Source organism: Reinekea forsetii, assembly GCF_002795845.1.
Lineage (GTDB): Bacteria > Pseudomonadota > Gammaproteobacteria > Pseudomonadales > Natronospirillaceae > Reinekea > Reinekea forsetii.
The window spans coordinates 2,708,545-2,728,536 of record NZ_CP011797.1 but is presented as its reverse complement, the minus strand read 5'-3'; the positions used below and the strand labels follow the sequence as shown (position 1 = coordinate 2,728,536).

19 protein-coding genes are annotated in these 19,992 nt (G+C 53.1%); 7 read left to right on the top strand and 12 right to left on the bottom strand.

The features are described 5' to 3' along the window. Positions 1 to 17 precede the first annotated feature (17 nt). From REIFOR_RS12500 to REIFOR_RS12490, 3 genes are all read right to left on the bottom strand, one after another. Positions 18 to 896 carry a DMT family transporter gene (locus REIFOR_RS12500; protein WP_100257879.1) on the bottom strand — a complete coding sequence of 293 codons (879 nt, stop codon included), beginning with the start codon at positions 894 to 896 and terminating at the stop codon, positions 18 to 20. A gap of 135 nt (positions 897 to 1,031) precedes the next feature. Beyond that, the gene (locus REIFOR_RS12495; RefSeq protein ID WP_100257878.1) at positions 1,032 to 2,258 is read right to left on the bottom strand and encodes an NADH:flavin oxidoreductase/NADH oxidase family protein; all 1,227 of its coding nucleotides are present in this window, start codon (positions 2,256 to 2,258) and stop codon (positions 1,032 to 1,034) included. A 225-nt stretch (positions 2,259 to 2,483) separates the two neighbouring features. Next, positions 2,484 to 3,023, bottom strand: a complete 540-nt coding sequence (locus REIFOR_RS12490) for a DUF924 family protein (protein WP_100257877.1) — start codon at positions 3,021 to 3,023, stop codon at positions 2,484 to 2,486. 443 nt (positions 3,024 to 3,466) lie between these two features. On the opposite strand from REIFOR_RS12490, the gene REIFOR_RS12485 reads away from it, so the two are divergent. From REIFOR_RS12485 to REIFOR_RS12470, 4 genes are all read left to right on the top strand, one after another. After that, positions 3,467 to 4,900: a sensor domain-containing diguanylate cyclase gene (locus tag REIFOR_RS12485; protein ID WP_100257876.1), complete on the top strand. Its 1,434-nt coding sequence runs from the start codon at positions 3,467 to 3,469 to the stop codon at positions 4,898 to 4,900. A gap of 202 nt (positions 4,901 to 5,102) precedes the next feature. Further along, complete coding sequence (locus tag REIFOR_RS12480; RefSeq protein WP_100257875.1) at positions 5,103 to 5,831, top strand: GNAT family N-acetyltransferase; 729 nt, start codon at positions 5,103 to 5,105, stop codon at positions 5,829 to 5,831. Positions 5,832 to 5,840: 9 nt separating this feature from the next. Next, positions 5,841 to 6,296 carry a GNAT family N-acetyltransferase gene (locus REIFOR_RS12475; protein ID WP_100257874.1) on the top strand — a complete coding sequence of 152 codons (456 nt, stop codon included), beginning with the start codon at positions 5,841 to 5,843 and terminating at the stop codon, positions 6,294 to 6,296. Between the two features lie 157 nt (positions 6,297 to 6,453). After that, the gene (locus REIFOR_RS12470; RefSeq protein WP_100257873.1) at positions 6,454 to 7,905 is read left to right on the top strand and encodes a pyridoxal phosphate-dependent decarboxylase family protein; all 1,452 of its coding nucleotides are present in this window, start codon (positions 6,454 to 6,456) and stop codon (positions 7,903 to 7,905) included. A 44-nt stretch (positions 7,906 to 7,949) separates the two neighbouring features. Here REIFOR_RS12470 and REIFOR_RS12465 read toward each other — a convergent pair whose 3' ends face one another. Together REIFOR_RS12465 and REIFOR_RS12460 are read right to left on the bottom strand one after the other, a co-directional pair. Then, positions 7,950 to 8,162 carry a hypothetical protein gene (locus REIFOR_RS12465; protein ID WP_100257872.1) on the bottom strand — a complete coding sequence of 71 codons (213 nt, stop codon included), beginning with the start codon at positions 8,160 to 8,162 and terminating at the stop codon, positions 7,950 to 7,952. A gap of 58 nt (positions 8,163 to 8,220) precedes the next feature. After that, positions 8,221 to 9,303: a chymotrypsin family serine protease gene (locus REIFOR_RS12460; RefSeq protein ID WP_100257871.1), complete on the bottom strand. Its 1,083-nt coding sequence runs from the start codon at positions 9,301 to 9,303 to the stop codon at positions 8,221 to 8,223. A 453-nt stretch (positions 9,304 to 9,756) separates the two neighbouring features. On the opposite strand from REIFOR_RS12460, the gene REIFOR_RS12455 reads away from it, so the two are divergent. Together REIFOR_RS12455 and gndA are read left to right on the top strand one after the other, a co-directional pair. Beyond that, the gene (locus tag REIFOR_RS12455; RefSeq protein ID WP_100257870.1) at positions 9,757 to 10,251 is read left to right on the top strand and encodes a gluconokinase; all 495 of its coding nucleotides are present in this window, start codon (positions 9,757 to 9,759) and stop codon (positions 10,249 to 10,251) included. Between the two features lies 1 nt (position 10,252). Continuing rightward, the gene (gndA, locus tag REIFOR_RS12450) at positions 10,253 to 11,746 is read left to right on the top strand and encodes an NADP-dependent phosphogluconate dehydrogenase (protein WP_100257869.1); all 1,494 of its coding nucleotides are present in this window, start codon (positions 10,253 to 10,255) and stop codon (positions 11,744 to 11,746) included. 105 nt (positions 11,747 to 11,851) lie between these two features. Here gndA and otnI read toward each other — a convergent pair whose 3' ends face one another. The 7 genes from otnI to REIFOR_RS12415 all read right to left on the bottom strand — a co-directional run bounded on the left by otnI (position 11,852) and on the right by REIFOR_RS12415 (position 18,645). Further along, entirely contained in the window at positions 11,852 to 12,628 is a 777-nt protein-coding gene (gene otnI / locus REIFOR_RS12445; RefSeq protein ID WP_100257868.1) for a 2-oxo-tetronate isomerase, read from the bottom strand. Continuing rightward, complete coding sequence (gene otnC, locus REIFOR_RS12440; protein ID WP_100257867.1) at positions 12,609 to 13,277, bottom strand: 3-oxo-tetronate 4-phosphate decarboxylase; 669 nt, start codon at positions 13,275 to 13,277, stop codon at positions 12,609 to 12,611. The genes otnI and otnC overlap by 20 nt, the downstream gene beginning before the upstream one ends. Then, the gene (otnK, locus tag REIFOR_RS12435) at positions 13,274 to 14,542 is read right to left on the bottom strand and encodes a 3-oxo-tetronate kinase (protein WP_100257866.1); all 1,269 of its coding nucleotides are present in this window, start codon (positions 14,540 to 14,542) and stop codon (positions 13,274 to 13,276) included. The genes otnC and otnK overlap by 4 nt, the downstream gene beginning before the upstream one ends. Before the next feature lie 11 nt (positions 14,543 to 14,553). After that, on the bottom strand, positions 14,554 to 15,462 hold the full coding sequence (ltnD, locus tag REIFOR_RS12430) for an L-threonate dehydrogenase (RefSeq protein ID WP_100257865.1): 909 nt from the start codon (positions 15,460 to 15,462) through the stop codon (positions 14,554 to 14,556). A 120-nt stretch (positions 15,463 to 15,582) separates the two neighbouring features. After that, positions 15,583 to 16,890, bottom strand: coding sequence for a TRAP transporter large permease (locus REIFOR_RS12425; RefSeq protein ID WP_100258778.1), 1,308 nt, complete (start codon positions 16,888 to 16,890; stop codon positions 15,583 to 15,585). Positions 16,891 to 16,911: 21 nt separating this feature from the next. Further along, positions 16,912 to 17,532: a TRAP transporter small permease subunit gene (locus REIFOR_RS12420; RefSeq protein WP_100257864.1), complete on the bottom strand. Its 621-nt coding sequence runs from the start codon at positions 17,530 to 17,532 to the stop codon at positions 16,912 to 16,914. A 78-nt stretch (positions 17,533 to 17,610) separates the two neighbouring features. Beyond that, positions 17,611 to 18,645: a TRAP transporter substrate-binding protein gene (locus tag REIFOR_RS12415; RefSeq protein WP_100257863.1), complete on the bottom strand. Its 1,035-nt coding sequence runs from the start codon at positions 18,643 to 18,645 to the stop codon at positions 17,611 to 17,613. 283 nt (positions 18,646 to 18,928) lie between these two features. Here REIFOR_RS12415 and REIFOR_RS12410 point away from each other — a divergent pair, with 283 nt between their 5' ends. Beyond that, entirely contained in the window at positions 18,929 to 19,957 is a 1,029-nt protein-coding gene (locus REIFOR_RS12410; protein ID WP_100257862.1) for an HTH-type transcriptional regulator GntR, read from the top strand. The last annotated feature ends 35 nt before the right edge of the window (positions 19,958 to 19,992 follow it).

Below are 19,992 nucleotides of genomic sequence, written 5' to 3'. Positions count from 1 at the left end.
CGCGTTAACATCTTCACTCAGCGTTTCCATAGGACGTTAATTAACGCCCCCGCCATTATGAATGCCCCACCCACTAATGTGGTGAAAACCGGTACTTCACTAAAGTAGACCCAACCAATAAAAACGGAAAATAGCACCTGGACATAGGCATAGGCCGTTGCCTTATTGGCATCTGCGCTGTGCAGCGCCTTTGTTAAGCCTATTTGGCCTACTTGGGTAAAGATCCCGACCAAAACCAATACGCCTGTTGCTGCCAGGCTGGGAACCACAAAATCATCGCCTAACAAGGCCACAGAGATCGGGATCGCAATAATAGGAAAGTAGAAAACGATAACCGAACTGTCTTCCGTTTGGGTCAGTTTTTTCACGATAATATAGGCCACCGCGCTGCCAAAGGCGCCTAGCAGGCCCGCGCCAATACTGACCCAAGAATAGCTGATCGCGCTATCTGGCGAAAAATTGGGCTGTATCATAATAACCAAACCCATCAAGCTCAGAGCAATGCAGGCAAGGGTGGAGCGTTGGATAACTTCCTTTAAAAAAAACAGCGCCATCAGGGCGGTAAAGACTGGGTGTAAATACTGCAAGATGGTGGCTTCGGCCAGGGGCAGGGTGGTCACGGCGTAATAAACAAAAATTAAGGCCAGGGCCCCGACCGTACCGCGTGCTATTAACAAGGGCTTATTATTGCCCCAAGGCGATATTTTTTTACGCCGAATATCGGCATAGCTGATCAGCGCGGAAACAATTGCTCTGGCCGCGACGATTTCCAGTACGGGGATCTGATAGGTCGTGTTGGCAATCTTCACGCAGGCCACCATTAGGGCGAAGCCAAGCGCTGAAGCCACCATATACCAAGCACTAAGTGGCAGTGCATTTTTTAAGCTTATATACATCCAGTGGGTAATCCGAAATAAAGCGAGTGAGTCTCAGGCGGTCTAAAGATAACGCCAGAGCGAAATAAAGTGGCGCGGCGGGTGTGACCGAGGTCGCTTAAAACCTATCGGTCACAATGGCGCCGACGCGAATTGCTATAAGGATCGGCGCCATTTTTTGAGTCGCCGGACATGGCGCGCATCGGCGATTTGATCGGTGATCAAGACCCACCAATAGGGCCGTGGTTTGGCCATGTTTACATTTGCCTGGCCCAGATCTCTCATTAACCGGCGAACTTGCGCCATCACGGCCAGCGAGGCCAGCGTTTTGTTCTTCCAGGTGACCGGTTTCAGGCTGACCTGCACGCCAATACCTTGCTGCCAGAGGTTCGGCAGATCCGGTTGCAAGGCCAAGGCGGTGGCCATGCCTACCAGGTCGACGCCCTTTGCCAAGACTTGCTCGGCAATTTCTCGACGATGAATTCCACCGGTGGTCATCAGCGGTATTTGGGTGTGGTGTGCTAGTTGTTCGGCGAAGTCCAAAAAGTAGGCCTCGCGAGCCAAGGTGCGTTCATCGCGTGACTGCCCCTGCATGGCCGGGGCTTCGTAGCTGCCGCCCGACAACTCGATGAGCGTAATCTGCTTATCGGCCAACAGTTGCAAAACGACTTGTGCGTCATCCGGCCCGAAGCCGCCGCGTTGAAAGTCGGCCGAATTCAGTTTAACCGCGACCGCAAACCCCGGCTGAACGCGTTGGCGCACCGCATCCACCACGCTGATCAGGAGTTGGGCGCGTTTCTCAACGCTACCGCCCCACTTATCGGTGCGTTGATTGACCAGGGGCGATAAGAATTGGCTGATCAAATAGCCGTGTGCGGCGTGAATTTGAACCCCGTCGAAACCGGCCCGTTCCGCTTGAAGCGCGGTGTCGGCAAACTGCTCAATCACCCGGTTTATCTCGGCTTCGTTCATCGCACGTGCCGGTGCAAACAGCTTGGAGAAATTGCCCATATCGAGATTGATCGCTGATGGCGCTAGGCTGTGGTCGTTGAGCTTGGACGGCGCTTGGCGACCGGGATGATTGATTTGCAGCCAAACACTCGCGCCCCCGCTTTGGGCGGCCGCCGACCATGCCGTAAAGCGCGCCAGCTGTTGACCCTTATCCAAGACCAAGTTGCCGGCGCCGGTCATATGGTTGCCATCCACCATGACGTTACCGGTTAACAGCAGCGCGCAGCCGCCCTCGCTCCAGCGTCGATAGAGCTGAATCAGTTCATCAGAGGGGGTCCGGTCGGGTCGGGCCAAGCTTTCTTCCATTGCGGCTTTAACGAGTCGGTTCTTTAGAACGGCGCCGTTGGGCAGGGTTATAGGGTTAAACAGCATAGCTTGGACTCTAGGGGGCGGTAATGGCTGGCAGGATAACCCTAATCGGGGTCTTGGGGCAGTTATTATGCGTAACGCCGGTCCCACTGGTATCCCCTTATCGGCACGGTTGGCACGAACGGCTCGCCAGTGCGGGCTGAGATTCTGGCATCGCTTAGCGCAAGCACGACCGCTGCTGAGGCCCTAGCGCTCGCCGATGGAATGACGGGCGTGCGTCTTTACATGCTAAAAAGACGAACCCGGCTGGGTCAGGAATTCCAGTTCCTCGGGCGTGGAGGCCCGACCTAAAATGAGGTTCCGATGCGGATACCTCCCAAACTGTTCTATTATGGCTCGGTGTCTGCGTGCAGAGTTCAGGCTCTCTGGAATGCCGTTTGCAATAAAGAGCGTTAAAGCAGCATCATGAACGATCAAGGATTCGCTGTGCATAAAGGGCATGATCATAAAGCTGCGCTCCATCTCCGTCAGATCATTGTGCACGCCCAGCGCGACCGCCTCTTGCGCAAGGGCCAAGGCCAACGGATCGGACCCAAACGCCTTAGGGGTATCGCGGAACATATTTCTGGAAAACTGATCGAGGACGATGATTTCAGCCAAGCGGCCTTTTGCCGAGGCGCGCCATGCGAATAACTCACACCGGATCGCCTGTTCATGTAAAGCCGAGAACCTGCGCTCGATCAGGCGGTCAAAGTCGAGATCTTTAACCCACCATTGAGCGGGTTTTATGTCGTTAAACCAAAAAAATAGCACATCATCGTATGTCATAAATAGACTCCTAGTTATAAAATAATGTCTGAATTGATATTCCTTGCTGAGCAAATTGAGGCGATCTGTAGACAATCTTGCTTTGCGAAAACCCCAGTGCTTTGGCGCACGATGGTCCGATTTTCTTGCCCATGCCCAGTTGGCGTATTCCAGTCGGATGGCTCTCGATGAGTTTTGTGATCTGAATCACTAATAACTATGGTACCCCTGTATCGGCTGTTCAACGCTGTTGTTTTTCAACCTTGCCAGCGTATGGTTGGCTTGTTGATTACGGCTCGTTGTTTAACCGTTTAACCGTTTAACCGTAATCGGCTGTTAAGGAATCTGCATATTGGTCAGCCGAAATATTTATTGATAATAGCCTATTAATTGCTGAGCTTAGCCATTGATAGACTGGGCGATTGACATCGTGACCTATAACGGCATCCGCGCTGAGGTTATTCATGATTGTCCGAGACAGTGACTACCTAAAACTTGAGCTAACCAAGCTATTCGCTGAAAATGGCGAGGGGCTTGCTTTTCTGCAGCAGGTCACACTCGATGGACTCTGGTATTGGGATTTAGACCAGCCCGATAACCGCTGGATGAGCCCGAAATGCTGGGCGGCTTTGGGCTACGGTTTGGATGAAGCCGATCATCTTAGCGAGGAATGGCAAGCCCACGTCTTCCCAGAAGATCTTGAACTGTCGGCGGCCAACTTGGAACAGCATCGCGCCGACCCTCTGTGCCCCTACGATCAGGTGCTCCGTTGCAAACACCGCAACGGTTCCACGGTGTGGATCCATTCGCACGGCGTGGCGATCCGTGATGAACAGGGCCATGCCACTCGCATGCTTGGCCTGCATCATAATATTACCCATATCAAACAACTCGAGCAGCGGCATAAAAAGAACCTGCACATCATCGATGAGCTTTACGCCTCCACCAAGGTTGCGCTGGAAGAAGCCGAAGCACTTTTTACCAGCTCACCGGATGCCAAATTGCAGGTCGACCAAGATGGCTTTATCGTGCGCGGCAATCCCGAAGCGGTGCATCTGTTTGGCTATAGCGAGGCGGAGTTGCTTGATATGAACATCGATCTATTGGTGCCTGAAGCCTATCGCGAGGCCCATGCCAAGGGGCGTAGTTCGATTCAATTGGACCCCAGGGCCCGAGCGATGACCGGCGCCAGTCGGGTGATTCAAGCCTGTACCAAAAGCCGGCAAACGATACAGATCGAGATCCGCCTTAACTCCCTGCAGACGCGCTATGGAAGCCATGTGGTGGCCACCATTCGGGACGTAACCGAATACAATCTAATGGTGACATCCTTACAACAAACCCGTGCCGAAAATAAATGCCTTACTATCGATGCGACAACCGACCCGTTGACCGGGTTGTACAATAGGCGATATTTTAAAAAACAGGCTAACAAAGAGTTTGCCAATAGCTGGCGCTACAATAATGAACTGTCTTTGATCCTGTTCGATATCGACAACTTCAAACAATTCAATGATCTCTACGGTCATGTAGTGGGCGACCAAGTGTTGCAACAGATTGGTCACAGTGCGACCGACATTATTCGCAACGGCGACACCCTAGCACGGTTCGGGGGTGAGGAATTCGTGGTGCTCCTGCCCATGACCGGGCTGCACGCCGCCCAAGCCTTGGCCGAGCGTATCCGGCAAGATATCAGCGACCTTAGGGTGGCCGTTGCCGATCGGCCGCTCTTGGGGGTGACCATTAGCGCCGGCATCTCGGCACGGGAAAGCCAAGATAAGAACGTGCAAAAGGTTATAGAGCGGGCCGATGCGGCCATGTATCAAGCCAAGGCGCTGGGCCGCAACCGCATTGTGGTCTCCGAACCCGATGCGCAGAGTAACTCCGGTTTGGGGTAGCATCTTTCTTTCTTTGTTTTCATCGACCGACCGATAATGATTTAATCTCCGATACTCATCTTCAGCAGCACTGTGCAGTATTTCAAAACGGCCTGCGCTATTCTCTCCATCCTAGATATTGTGGCATGCTCGGCTATACGCTCCCGGCTTGGCCGGGGCCCCCGTTATACTCATCAGCACGTCACCCTCAGAAGGAATGCCAATGGCTTACGATCCCGAACCGATTAGCGAATATCTTAATGATCTTGGCCAAGCCATTGGTGCGCCAATAACCGATTGGCAGACCCGCGCACGGCCGGTTCGTACCTCGTTGACGGGCCAGTATTGCACACTTGTGCCATTGGAGCCGGAACGGCATGCCGAGGCGCTTTATGCGGCCTTTGCGACGGACCCCGATGGCAAAAACTGGACCTATTTGCCGGTCGGGCCCTTTGCCGACTTTGCGGATTTCAACCACTGGTTGATGAGCGCCTGCGGCACACCCGATCCGCTCTTTTACGCCATTATTGACCAGCGCACCGGCCGTGCCGTGGGTATGGCAGCCTTGATGCGTATCGACCCGACTGTGGGGGTCGTCGAAGTGGGCCACATTCATTTCTCGCCGTTGCTGCAGCGCACACCGCTGGCCACCGAGGCGATGTTCTTGCTGATGCAACGGGTTTTCGATGAACTGGGCTACCGACGTTACGAATGGAAATGTGATAACTTCAATGCACCCTCCAAACGTGCCGCCCAGCGGCTCGGATTCCAGTTTGAAGGCATATTTCGCCAGGCGATAGTATATAAAGGCCGCACCCGTGATACCGCCTGGTTTAGCGTGATCGATAGCGACTGGCCGGCGTTGCAAGGCGCCTTCCAACGCTGGTTGCATGCCACTAATTTCGACGCCGATGGGCGTCAAAAACAAACCCTAGAGTCTTACCGGAAATAGGAAGCGCGCATGACAATAACAGTGACCCCGCTCAACAGTGCCGACCGCGACGAATGGCAAAGGCTCTATCATGGTTACGCCGAGTATTATCAGATGCCGATGACGGACGACATTCTGGAGACCGTCTGGCAATGGATTTTCGATCCGGCCCAGCCATTTTTCGCACTCATCGCCACGGATGAGTCGGGCCAAGGCATCGGCCTGATGCACTTCCGGGAAATGGTATCGCCCTTGCGCGGCGCCAAGGTTGGCTTTCTCGATGATCTCTTTGTCTTGCCGGCGCTACGTGGCAGTGGTGTAGTGGAACAGCTCTATGAAGGCTTAAGGGCACAGGCTAAACAACAGGGCTGGCCCTTTATGCGCTGGATGACAGCTGAAACTAACTATAGAGGCCGAGCGGTGTATGATCGGATCGCGGAGAAAACGGCTTGGCTGACTTATCAGATGAAGGTGGATCAGCTTTGAACCTGTAACAAACTTCTGACTTATCGGGCGCGCTGGCGGGCCGATCGAGTCAAAGCAGAGAAGGCTTGAAAGTCCGACATATGTACCTGATTCTGGGTTTCTTGTTAAAAAACGCCGCTCGCGTTATGGTGAATTTTTGCATTCAAGCGAATCCATCATGCACACAGAACTGGCTGAAACCGGTAAGTTACAGGAATTGCTCGGCCGACTCGGAGCCGGGCTGGACACCTTTCAAGAATTCACCCATCTCGATGCCCAGCATCCGAGCAAGGATTGGCAGAGCCAGTTAACCACCGCCTTACCGCAACAGGGTGAGGGCATCGATAGCGTACTCGATACGCTTATCCAGCAGGTGGTGGCCAATGGCTCGCCGGTCCCTAAACCCGGCTTTACTTCCTACATCACCACCGGCGCCACGACGATTGCAACCTTGGCTACCACCGCCGCCAGCGTGGCGTCACCGCAACGCTATATGCTCACCGCCTTTAATCTGCTCGAGGAATTATCACTGCAGTGGATGGCCGAGATGTTCAGTCTGGGTGCCATGCAAGGGGTTTACAGCAGTGGTGGTTCGGTTGCCAATCTGGTCGCCATGGGTGCCGCTCGCCAATCAGCCTTTGAGCGCATCGGCATTGACCCTGCGGCCAATGGCGTGACGCGGCCAGTCAGCATCTATGCCAGTACCGAGTGCCACCACACTATTCAACGCGCGGCCGGGGTCCTAGGCTTGGGCCGCCGTGCGGTTAAAGCCATTGCCTGTGATGACCAAGGGCGCATGCTGGTTAGCGAACTGGTTAGGGCGATAGAAGCTGACCTAGCCAACGATATTCTGCCCATGGCCATCGTCGCCAATGCCGGCACCACCAATACCGGCGCGATCGACCCATTGGCCAAAATTGGCGCCATCGCCAAGCAATACGGTATCTGGTTCCATGTCGATGGCGCCTATGGCTTGCCGGGCATTTTGGATGAACGCATTAGCCACCTGTTTGCCGGATTGGAATTGGCCGACTCGGTAATTGTCGATCCGCATAAGTGGCTCGGCGCCTCGGTTGGTGTGGCGGCAACCTATGTGCACGATCGCGAACTGCTGCGGCGGGCTTTCACCCAAGAACCGGCCGACTATCTGGAGGGCACGGCACTGCAAGAAGGCGAGCCCAGCGCACGGGTCGAACACTCGCTCGATGACTTTGGTATTCCTTATTTTGACTATGGTGTGGAACTGAGTGCACCGTGCCGGGGTGTTGTAGTCTGGGCGATGATTCGTGAAATCGGCGTCACCGGCCTGCGTCAACGCATGAGACGGCACAACGATATGGCCGCCTTTATCGTTACCTTTGCCGAGGATTATCCACAGCTGGAAATCCTCTTGGCACCGACCCTATCGATCTGTTGCTTTCGCTATGTGTCCGAAGGCGTTGCAGATTTGGATCGACTGAATCAACGGCTGCACCGCCAGCTGGTGCGCGAAAATCAATATATGCCCAGCACCACTCGGGTGAAGGGTCAGCTCGCCTTGCGGCCCTGCTTTGTTGGCGCACGCCATGAACAAGACCAAGTCGAGGGCTTAATGGCCGCGGTACTGCGCATCGGCGCAACGCTGGTATAAGCAGATTGGGCTGCGGCTTTCGCCTCAGGCTCGGGCTCGGTCGACTAGGGCCCGCTGGCGGGGAGAAATTCGCCGCCGCTGTCGACCACGACCCGGAAGCCCTTGAAGGTCTTGGGTAATAGGGTGGCGGTGGCCTTATCGGTGCTGAACACCGTGATGCAGGGTTTGGCGTGATAACGACCTTCTGCGACGCCTTGAACGGCCGGATACTGATCGAGCCACACCAGGGCGTGGGTGACCGCGTTACTGATATCCATAGCGCACCTCGATACAAATTAGCGCGAAAGCCGGTTGGCCTTCGCGCCATGCCTTTGCTTAGATTTCCGTTAAACGTATTTTCAGTAGATTTTGCACCAGCGCGATATTGTTGACGATGGTGCGCGTGGACGAGCCGGCAAACAGCAAGCCCAAGGCTCCCTCCTGGCGATTCAAGACCAGGCTGCCGGAGTCGCCGCCGGCGCTGATATTCGTCGTGACAATCTGCCGGGCAAAGCGCGCGATACGGCCGCCGCCATAGTTTACATCGACCGTGGCATTGATGTTGGTAATGCGCCCGGTGCGAAAGCCGGTTGTGCGCCCGGTTTTTTCCACCGCCAAGCCGACGCTGGGGGCGGAATAGGTTCGATCGACATAGCCTATCCAATAGATTTCCCGGCTCAGGTCGCGCAAGTTACCCTCGGCGATGGCGGCGTCGACATAGTTCAGGGGTCGCTTCGCGCCACTGTGGAACTTAATCGGTATATAGCGCTTCAGCCGAGCAATTACGTCGCGTGGGTAGATGCCACCGTCGTAAGGGCCGGGTTGCAAGATCGGATCGCCAATGCTGGCCGCATTGCTATTGGCTAACACATGGTTGTTGCTCAGTAGATAGAAGCTGCCCGGGCGCGAACTGAGATAATCACTGCGCTCGTAACAGGCCGTGGCGATGGTGCCGGCGGTTATCTTATAGTGCCCGACGCTATAGCCGCCCAAGGCCGGTCGCAGTCGAACGTTCAGACTCGGGCTGAAGGCCTGGGTGGATACCTCATAGCCCACCTCTTGGTGAATAGGCGCATCAAAGGTGGCTTCTTCGGTAGTATAGGTCTGGGCCGGAGGCGCAAAGGCGCCTTCGCCGGCGAACAGATCGCCCACCTCGACCACATCGAGGGTCAGGCCGTCCAGCTTTTTACTGGTATCAATCAGGCTGCGCGAGTCGAGCATATCCCGGTCCATCTTATGGGACACCAGGATCGATAGGCATTTTTCGTTGGTGGTTTGGTCGCCGACCACCTTGTTGCCGATGGCAATGCCGACAACATTATCTTTTTCGAGCATATCCTGTTCAATAGTATGTTGGCAGGCGGCGAGGTTGTTATATTCTTTAGGCAATATCTGTTCACTGCTAATGGGCTTATCCATGATGTAGCATCCTTAATTACACGAGGTAATCACCGGGGTTGTACCGCTAGAAGCAACCTAATTAGAGTTATTGTTGGCTTTTCGGTACCGCAGGAAAGCGCAGCGTTAGTGTTGCAAAGGTATACAGAGGTCAGCAGGAATTAAAGGGTAGACCTGACCATTAACGTACGTTTTACCTTTGCCTTGCACGAATAAAAACAGCGTAGCCGAACGCTAAATGACTGTTAGATTCTTTGTTTCTGTAAGACTAACTGCTCATTACTTATATTTTTTAGGGTGTCAATTAGGGTTGCTGGTGTAACCAGAAGATGCCATCTTCTAGGTGCCTGCCAGATATGGAGCCCTGTGCTTATTATAGGCATCGAGATAGAGTAAAAGGGGGCCTGCATTCTATGGTGAGGCAGGCAAAAATAACGTAAACTAAGTGTTAATATTCCCTTCAAAAAGAACATTATGAAAATCGTCGTTATGGGCGTTTCTGGATGCGGCAAAACGTCCGCAGCGGAGCAGCTTGCCGCACATCTTGCGCTGAACTTTCTGGACGCCGATGATTTCCACAATACAGCCAATGTGGCTAAGATGCGCGCCGGTATCGCCTTGACGGATGCGGATCGCGCCGATTGGTTGAACATCTTAAATCATCAACTACGCCAACATAGTGCGGTAGCGTTGGCTTGTTCGGCATTAAAGCGCGACCATCGAGATCGATTGCGTGCCAACAATCCCGGGGTTATTTTTTTGTACTTACAAGGCAGCATGGCGTTAATCTGGCAGCGAATGCAAAGCCGGTCTGAGCATTACTTTAATGATCAGGGGCTACTGCAAAACCAATTCGATACGCTTGAAGAGCCTGGTCCTGACGAAGCCATTCGCGTTAATATCGACACAACATTAGATGAGGTTGTGCGCCAGTGTTTAGCGCAACTGCCGATCAGCAAGGAACCCTAAGATGAAAAATTCCAGCGCCTCCGACATCGCCATTATTGGCCTAGGAGTAATGGGCAAGAGCCTGACACTCAACCTGCTTGAGAATAGCTTTCGGGTCAGCGGCTATGACGCCAACGAGGCGACAAAAAATCGAGCCGCACAGGCGATTGCCGGGGAGGGTTATTTTGCCCAACGTTATCAGGACTGCAGTGACCTGAAGGCCCTGATGGACTCCCTCAACACGCCCCGCATCCTGGCCCTGTCGGTACCCGCCGGCAAAATAGTCGATCAGGTTATTGACCAATTGCTGGCCCATGGGCTGCAAGCAGATGATATCGTTATCGATACCGGCAACAGCCTGTGGACGGACAGCATCGAACGCACAGAGCTGTATCGCGGTCGGTGCAAATTCTTCACCACCGCGGTTTCCGGTGGTGAACAGGGTGCTCGCTTTGGACCGTCGCTAATGGCCAGTGGTGATGCCGATGTTTGGCAACGGGTTATGCCCATGTGGCATGCGATTGCCGCCAAGATTGATCCGCAAGGCCAGGCTCTGCCTGCCCTAGCGCAGGGGGAGCCATGCGCCGCCTACATCGGACCGGCCGGTTCCGGTCATTTTGTCAAGATGGTGCACAACGGCATCGAATACGCGGATATGCAATTGATCTGTGAGGCTTACCAACTGCTCAAGGACATTGGTGGTTTAACCAGTGCTGAGATCGGTCGAGTCTTTGCCCGATGGAACGACGGCGTGCTCAACAGTTACCTGATTGAAATCAGTGCCGATATTCTGCAACAGACCGACCCTGCGAGTGGTAAACCACTGGTGGAGATGATTCGCGATAAGGCCGGGCAGAAAGGCACCGGCCTGTGGACGGCAACCCACGCGATGGAATCGGGTTGTCCGGCACCGACCATTGTGCAGGCGGTTATTAGCCGAGCCAGTTCGGCCCAGGCTACGCTGCGCCAGAGTTTAGCCAGCCTATATCCTGCTGCCAGTCGATCACAAGACAGCTCAGAAGCCTTTGTTAACGCCGTACACGATGCGCTGTACTGCGCCAAAATCTGTGCCTATGCGCAGGGCTTCTCGTTAATGGCGCTGACCGCCCGAGCGCAAAATTGGTCACTGAACTTTGCCGAAATTGCGCGCATCTGGCGCGGTGGATGCATTGTTCGCGCCGCCTTCTTGCAGTCCATTGCCGTGGCATTCGATCGCCAACCGAGCTTGGATAACCTGCTCAGCGATGATTTCTTTCGAACCGAAATCAATCAACGGCAGACGCAATGGCGTTTTGTCGCCAGCCAGATTTGTCAGCAGGCGGTATCAGCGCCGGCGACGCTCTCGGCGCTAAGCTACTTCGACGCCATGACCGAGGCCGTCAGCAGCGCCAATCTCTTGCAAGCCCAGCGCGATTATTTTGGTGCGCACAGTTATCAACGCATCGATCAGGCTGAGGAAAAGTCCTATCATTTTAATTGGTCGGATGCGCAGCGGACAGAAACAAAATTGGGCTGATATTTTTTCAGAGCGAGTCAGTAGAGACAAAAAAAGCGGATCCGGGAGATCCGCCAAAAACAGCTTAGAGCTAAGAGTAAAGATAAAACCTGATGAAAATGTTAATTAGGTCAATTTGTTAATCCAGTGTAAACCATCGACGGTTCCCGCCAGTGGCTTGTATTCGCACCCGACAAAGCCAGCGTAACCATCCTTGTCCAACTCAGCCAGCAGGTAACGATAGTTCAGTTCCCCCACATCCGGTTCATGACGGTTTGGCACACCGGCAATCTGAACATGATCGACATAGGCACGTAATTTTCGAAACGTGCTGAGAACATTGCCTTGCATCATTTGGCAATGGTAAAAATCAAACTGGAGTCGCACATTGGGTTCGTCGATTTCGTCGATTAAGGCCGCACCATCTTCTTGGTAATTTACAAAATAGCCTGGCATATCGATATCATTGATCGGCTCAACCAAGATCGTAAGGCCCGCCTCCTTAACCTGCTGTGCCGCATAGCGCAGGTTCGAGACATAGGTTTCAGTCGCCAAGGCTTGGTCGATATTATCGGGCATTAGACCGGCCATCACATGCAAACGTGTATTGCCCAATATTTTGGCATATTCCAAGGCCGTCGCAATACCCGCGCGGAACTCCTCTTCTCGGCCCGGGATACAAGCAATGCCCCGTTCACCGGCTGCCCAGTCGCCCGGCGGGGCGTTAAATAAGGCCTGTACTAAGCAATGTTTTTGCAGCTGGGCACGTATGTCTTGGGCGCTAAAAGCATAGGGGAACAGATATTCAACGGCATCAAATCCCGCCGCGGAAGCGGCTTGAAAACGATCCATAAAGTCGACTTCGGTGAACAGCATCGAAAGATTAGCAGCAAGTTTTGGCATCGGGGTCTCCTGCCGTTGAGAATTTTTGCTTCAGTTCATCAATCTGTGCCGGGGTGAGCAGGCGCGGTTGATGATTCATCAGGGTGATGTACAGTTTGGCGGTCTCTTCCAACTCTTCGGCGGCATAGACCGCCGCTGTCAAGGTTGGCGCGGCAACGATGGGCCCGTGATTGGCCAACAGCACACAGTGATGCTTGGCGGCAACCAGCGCGATTTCCTCGCCCAAACGCGGGTCGCCCGGTGGGTGATAGGGCGTTAAGGCCACTGGCCCAAGACGCATAATCGAATAAGGGGTCAGGGCTGGCAACATATTATGGGCATCGTGCCCGGCCAAGCAGGCGACTGCGGTTGCATAAGTCGAATGAAGGTGGACCACGGCTTTATCTTGCGGTCGCTGGGCTAAAAAGGCCGCATGCAGAAAAAATTCCTTCGATGGCTTCTTGCCACTGAGCAAGTTGCCCTGGGCATCGAGGCGGGAGATATCCGCTGGATCCAAATTTCCTAAGCAGCAGTTTGTCGGGGTCATTAACCAACCATCGTCGAGCCGGACACTGATATTGCCCGAGCTACCCGCGCTCAACCCCCGATTAAAAAGGGAGCGACCAAAGTCACTGATTTGCTGGCGTAGATCCTGTTCGGTTAGGCTCATAACATGGCCTCAACCGCTTTGGCAAAGAAATCTCGATCGCCAAAGTTACCCGATTTAAGCGCCAACAACTGAGGCTGTGCACTGATGGATTCGGTCAGCGGAACGCCGGGCGCAATGCTTTGACCGATCTTAATCGCGCTAATGTTTAACGCTTGCACCACGGAACCCGACGTCTCCCCGCCGGCGACGATGAATTTTCGGATACCTGCCTGGGCCAGTTGGCGCACTACCTCGGCCATAACACCTTCAACCAAGGTGCCGGCGGCGTCGACGCCAAGTTGTTGCTGTACCGCCTTAATAGCTTCCGGTGTGTCAGTTGCGTAAATCAGTGCCGGACGGCTCACCGACTGTTCTTTATACCAGGCCACTATGTCATCCGCCGTTTGCGAGCCATCGTTAATTTTAAGCGGTTCAACCTTAAGCGACGGGTGATCTTGACGGTACTGCGCAACCTGTTCTTGGGTTGCTATTGAACAACTGCCGGACAAGAGCACAATTCCGCCTGCGACCTTACTTAAGGCGCCAGAGTCGGCTTTTTTGGTTAGCAGCCCTTTAGCCGCAAAGTTATCGGCCAGACCAACAGCCAAACCGGAACCGCCGGTCAATAATTTAAGGTCACGAGCGGCATGGCCGATTGTAACTAGGTGATCGTAGTTGAGTGTGTCAACGATCGCATAGTGGTGCCCTTGCTTTGCCAGTTCTCCGAAGGCCTTGCCAGTTGCTTCGACGCCCTGATCTAGCACTTGGTGATTGACCAGGCCGACACTATGACGCGTCTGAGCATCTAATACGCGCACCAAGTTAGCATCGGTCATCGGGGTGAGTGGATGGTGCTGCATGCCACTCTCGTTCAATAGGACGCCATTGACGAACAAATAGCCGTTATAAACGGCACGGCCATTGATCGGTAAAGACGGGCAAGCAATAGTGAATTTCTCACCCAGTGCATCCAGCAAGGCATCGCTAATCGGGCCGATGTTGCCGTCCGCTGTGGAGTCGAAGGTGGAGCAGTATTTAAAATAATATTGCTCGCATTGGTATTGCTGCAGCCACTGCAGTGCTAATAAGGATTCTGCCACCGCTTGGTCAGTTTTCTGTGTGCGCGTTTTCAGCGCGATGACCACCGCATCGGCGCCGTCGAGATCAACCGGTCCGGTCGGCACACCAATGAGCTGCACGGTGCGCATGCCGGAGGCGACCAAGAAGCTGGCCAGGTCCGTTGCGCCGGTAAAATCGTCGGCTATACAGCCGAGAAGGATGGGCATGTCGACACTCCTTATGATTTGCTTTGGGGCAAATTAACACCGGGGTACGCCTTGATAACGGCGGAATCATCTTCCTGGCCGAAACCGGCGGCACTGGCGGTTAGAAACTGCTGCAGGGCACTGGCGGCTATCGGCAAGGGGAACTTCATCTCATGACCGGCGTCTAATACGATCCCCAGGTCCTTGACGAAGATATCCACCATACTATTGGGGCTGTAGTCGCCCTTCAGGATGTGCGGGACGCGATTTTCAAACATCCACGAGCAACCGGCACTGTTGCAGATAATTTCATAGACCATCTCTGGGTCAAGACCTGACTTAATGCCTAATGCCATGGCCTCCGCGGCGGCGGCTATATGAACTCCGGCCAGCAGTTGGTTGACCATCTTCACCGATTCGCCGGCGCCGACGTCGTCCCCAACCACATAAAGTTTGGCCGATATGGCATCGAAGACGGTCTGGCATTGAGCAAATGCCTCGGGCGCACCCGAGGCCATAATTGACATATCGCCGGTCATGGCCTTGGCGGCACCACCGCTGACGGGGGCATCAATCATGGTCAGATCTAGGGCCGACAAGCGCACGTTGAGATCTCGGGCATAGCTGGCCGAGGTAGTACTGCATAACACCACAATCGTGCCAGCAGGCAATTGATTAGCCATTCCCTGCTCACCAAAGAGCACGGCATCGCATTGTTGAGAATTAACCAGCATCAGGATGATGATGTTGCAACCCGCTACCGCATCGCTCAGGTCTTTCGCGGCGTAGCCGCCGGCATCGACAAAGGCCTGCTTGGTTGCCGGATTGATGTCCAGACCGCGAGTGGTAATGCCGGCGCGAACCAACGATTGCGCGACACCCATACCCATGGAACCCAAACCAATCACGGCGACCTGGGGTGTAGTTGTTGTCTGTGTCATGTTCTAATTTCCTATAAAGTGCTAAGCATGCAAAGGCTGGTCAGCGTTCGTTATAAATAGTTCGCAGCCTCTTAGCTATTGGGCGGTTATAGCCAGATATCCGCCTTAATTTTTTTTCTGTTACAAGCCGGGCAACCACAAGGCGATCTGTGGGAAGGTGAGAACCAAACCCAAAGCGCATAATTGCAGAAGAATAAAGGGCCACATTGAGAGAAAGATTTCGCGCAGGGTAATATTCGGCGGCGCGACACTTTTAAGGTAAAAGGCTGCCGGACCGAAGGGTGGACTGATATAGGACACCTGCATGTTCATGGAAAACAGGATGCCAAACCAAACGGGATTGAAGCCCAATGAGATAACGATCGGAACAAAGATCGGCATAGTCAGCAAGGCAATACCAATCCAGTCCATGAACAGACCCAATACCAGCAAGATGCCCATCATAATCATGATCACCACGATCGGTGCGACATCGAGCCCGAGGATAACCGACTCAACAAAGCGGTTGCCGCCCATCAGGTTGTATACACCCACTAGTGCACTGGCACCGATACCGATCCAGATAATCATGCCGCACGTGTTCAGGGTTTGGCGCAAGCTGTCTCGAATCATCGGCCAGGTCAATTCTTTACGGACCCAGGTCGAAATAACCACACCTACCACGCCCATACAGGCCGCTTCGGTAATCGACGCGATACCGCCATAGATAGAGCCCAAAACCCAGACCGCTACGGCAATCGGCAAGGCAATACCTTTGAGCATCTTGAGTTTCTGAGGCCAACCCATTTGAGATTCTTCTTTCGGTGCTATCGGCCCCATGGCTGGGTTGATGTAGCAGCGGATCAGGATATATGAGACATAGAATCCACCGAGCAACATCGCCGGCAAGACCGTCGCCAAAAACAGGTCGCTAATCGAGACGTTGGCGGTTAAGCCATAGATAATTAACACAATACTTGGCGGGACCATGGTGCCCAATGATCCGCCAGCGACTACCGTGCCGATCGACAAACGTTGGTCATAGCCCAGGCGCAGCATCTGCGGTAAGGCAAGCAAACCGAGAAGCACGATTTCACCGCCGATAATGCCCGACATGGCCGCCAGAAAGATGGCCACTACCAAGGTCTGTACCGCCACGCCACCGCGTAACTGGCCGGCAAAAACGCGCATGGTATTGTAGAGGTCTCGAGCGATACCGGAGCGGTCCAATATCGATGCCATCAGCACAAACATTGGAATGGCAATGAGCACATACTCGTTAATAAAACTGTAGATACGACTGGTGACCAGTGGGATCGCCATCGGCCCGAACCAACCGAGGGTGAAAATCAGGGCAACCAAGCCGGTAATAAAGGCCAGGGGTAGGCCAGTTAATAACAATAGAAGAATACTTCCGACAATTAAATAGGATGCAGCTTCGATACCCATTGAGGCAAATTCAAACATACCTTAGGCCTCCGGTTGTTTGCGAAAAATGGCTTGAACGAGATGTAGCAGGCTCTGTAAGGTCATGGTGATCAACACCAAGAACAGACCCGTTTTGACCAACGCGGGATATATTGGATCCCAGGCGGAACCTGTCGTTTCCAAACGGAATTCGCCAAGCGGATTGAAGAGTGCTTTCTCGGCCAAAATAAAGGCCGCGTAGGCAATTAATAAACAATAAAATACCGATAAGACACCGTTGATAATGTCTAAAATACGTTTGCCCTTGGGGCCAACAACATCGTAGATCACTCGGATGCGGATATGGCTGTCTCGGGCTAGGCAGTAAGCGCCGCCATAGGCCATGCACAACGCGCAGATCATAATGGTGGTTTCATGCACCCATATCGTTGGCGCGTCGAAAAAATATCGACTGATGATTTCATAAAAACTGATCGCCACGCTAACCATAAAAGCATAGGAGACAAAGTTACCGAGCTTGTCGATCCAAACATCCAACCTATTTTTAAAGACAACATCGGCCATGTGGTCGTATGCAACCTCAGTTTGAATGTCTTCAATTTTAGGGATGGTTGTGCTCAGATTACTGGAATTGTTGTCGCCGGTGACAGGACTTGAACTCATAACAAATACCTTTTGTTATAGATAAAGGCCCCTTCATTAAAAACGAAGAGGCCGCTTCAGTTGATTAATGGCGACTATTTAATCAAGAAGACCTTGGCTTTCCAAGTAAACCGATACAGCAGCATATACTTCGCCGGCCATGTCAGAACGCTCAGCCCATTTAGACCATTGGCCCTGTGCTATAGCGCGGAACTTGTTACGTTCTTCATCAGACCAGTTGATGATTTCAATGCTCTTATCGGCACGAGCTTCAACAACCACGATGTTATCCATCATTTCCAACTGCTGAACGATGTCGCGGCTAAAGTCGCGCACAGAAACAGTCATAACTTCTTGCAAGTTAGCAGGCAGTGAATCCCAAATAGTCTTATTCAGAGATATAGCCAGTGTTGGCATGGAGTGGAAGCCAGGGTAGAGCGGGTACTTGGCAAACTTGTGCAGGCCCTGAGCATGGTTGGTTGAGAACACGGTATAGTCTGCTGCATCAATAACGCCCTTATCCAGAGACGTATAGACCTCTGAACCTGGCAGGTTTACCGGTGAGGCACCTACTGCGGCAAATACTTCTTGTACCATGCCTTCTGGCGCGCGCATCTTGATGCCTTTAAAGTCGGCAACTGAGCGGATTGGCTTGCTGGAAACAAATGCTTCCACACCTGTAGAGGCTGCACCAATAAATTGTAGGCCGTACGGGTTTACCAGCTTGTTATAAACTTCGTTGCCGCCACCGTATTCCATGAATTTAATCATCTGGGACGGATGGCTCCAGGCACCAACTAGGTTGCCCAACATCGCGAACGCTGGATCTTTACCGCTGAAGTATGAAGGATCCGTTAGGTGGCCTTGCAGGATGCCGGCACCGACAGCCTCAAGCGTTTCGTTATACTGCACAACGGAGTTCACCGGTACTAAGTTGATGCTGATCTCGCCATTGGACATTACGCCGACTCGATCTGCCCATGCCTGTTCAATGGGAAAGAAGTTGTCACCCGCCTGAGCGGAGGTCTGAATAGTCCACTCATACTTTGCTGCTTCGGCAACTGTTGCCATACCGGCAGTCATGATTACTGCAGCAGCCAAGGCGTTGAATTTACGGTCAATCTTGAAAGTCATACGGTTGTTCCTTGTTTTTTATATTTGTCTTGGGAAACTAGCTACCCGGCCGACTGGCAGGGTACTTAAACTCGGTATGTCTACGAGAAGCATCAACTCAGTTGAGGTCATTCGGCGACAGGGGAGTGAGATTATGGGTAAATGATAGCGCTGTCAATGATCAAAAAGGCTGATTTACTTAGTTTTTTTTAAATTATGCTGATAACGCTGTCAGGCTTGATGACATTCGCCATTAACCGACCTATAGTAAAGCGCTACACAACAGGCGCACTGACTAATAAGCATGGACACCGAATACCCAAAAAATCCTCGACGGAGTTCAGGGCGCGTCACGCTAGCCGATGTCGCAACGCTTGCGGGTGTCAGCCCGATAACGGTGTCTAGAGCACTGAAAAGACCCGACATGGTCACCGATAAGTTACGCCAAAAAATTGATAAGGCTGTTAAGACGCTAGGGTATATACCTAACCAGGCGGCACGCTCGCTGGTGTCGTCGGAAACAAAGATTATTAGTGTACTGTTTCCGTCCTTGTCCAATTCGGTGTTTTCAAGCCTCTTAGATGGCATCTACAACACCCTGACCCCTGCCGGTTATAAGATGTTATTGACCAATACGCACTATTCCTCGGTCCAGGAAGAAGAGCTTATTGAAACCATGCTCGAGCAAAATCCGGACGGTATGATCCTAACCGGTATCGATCAATCCGATAGCGCCCGGCAACGCTTGATGAATATCGGTATACCGGTCGTTCAGGTCATGGAGTTAGGCGACAACCCGATCGATATCAATGTTGGTATCTCCCAGTTTGACGCCGGTTATGCGATGACCGAACATTTGATCCAAAAAGGTCACCGGCATATCGGCTTTATCGGCGCGCGCATGGACAATCGGACCCAACGAAGGCTTCAGGGCTATCGCCAAGCGCTGATCGACCACAGCTTGCCATCGGAAGACTATATCTCGACCAGCTTTGCCCACACCTCCTTTCAGGCCGGTGCCGAATTAATGGTTAAACTGGTTTCCGAGCACAACCAGATCGACGCTCTGTTTTGCAGTAATGACGATCTCGCGGCGGGGGCCATCTTCGAATGTCAACGCCGAGGTATCAAGGTCCCGCAGCAATTGGCGATAGCCGGCTTTAACGATCTGGAAATCGCCAGTGCGATATCGCCTCGCTTAACCAGTGTGGCGATACCGCGGTTTGAGATGGGCCAGAAGGCCGCCCAATGTTTACTCGACCGGCTGCAAGATAAACCCTGTCCGACCCACATCGATGTGGGTTTTAAGATTGTGCCGCGCGAAAGCAGCTAAGCCGGTCTCCTTCCCGATGGCCGTTCAGTCCGGCG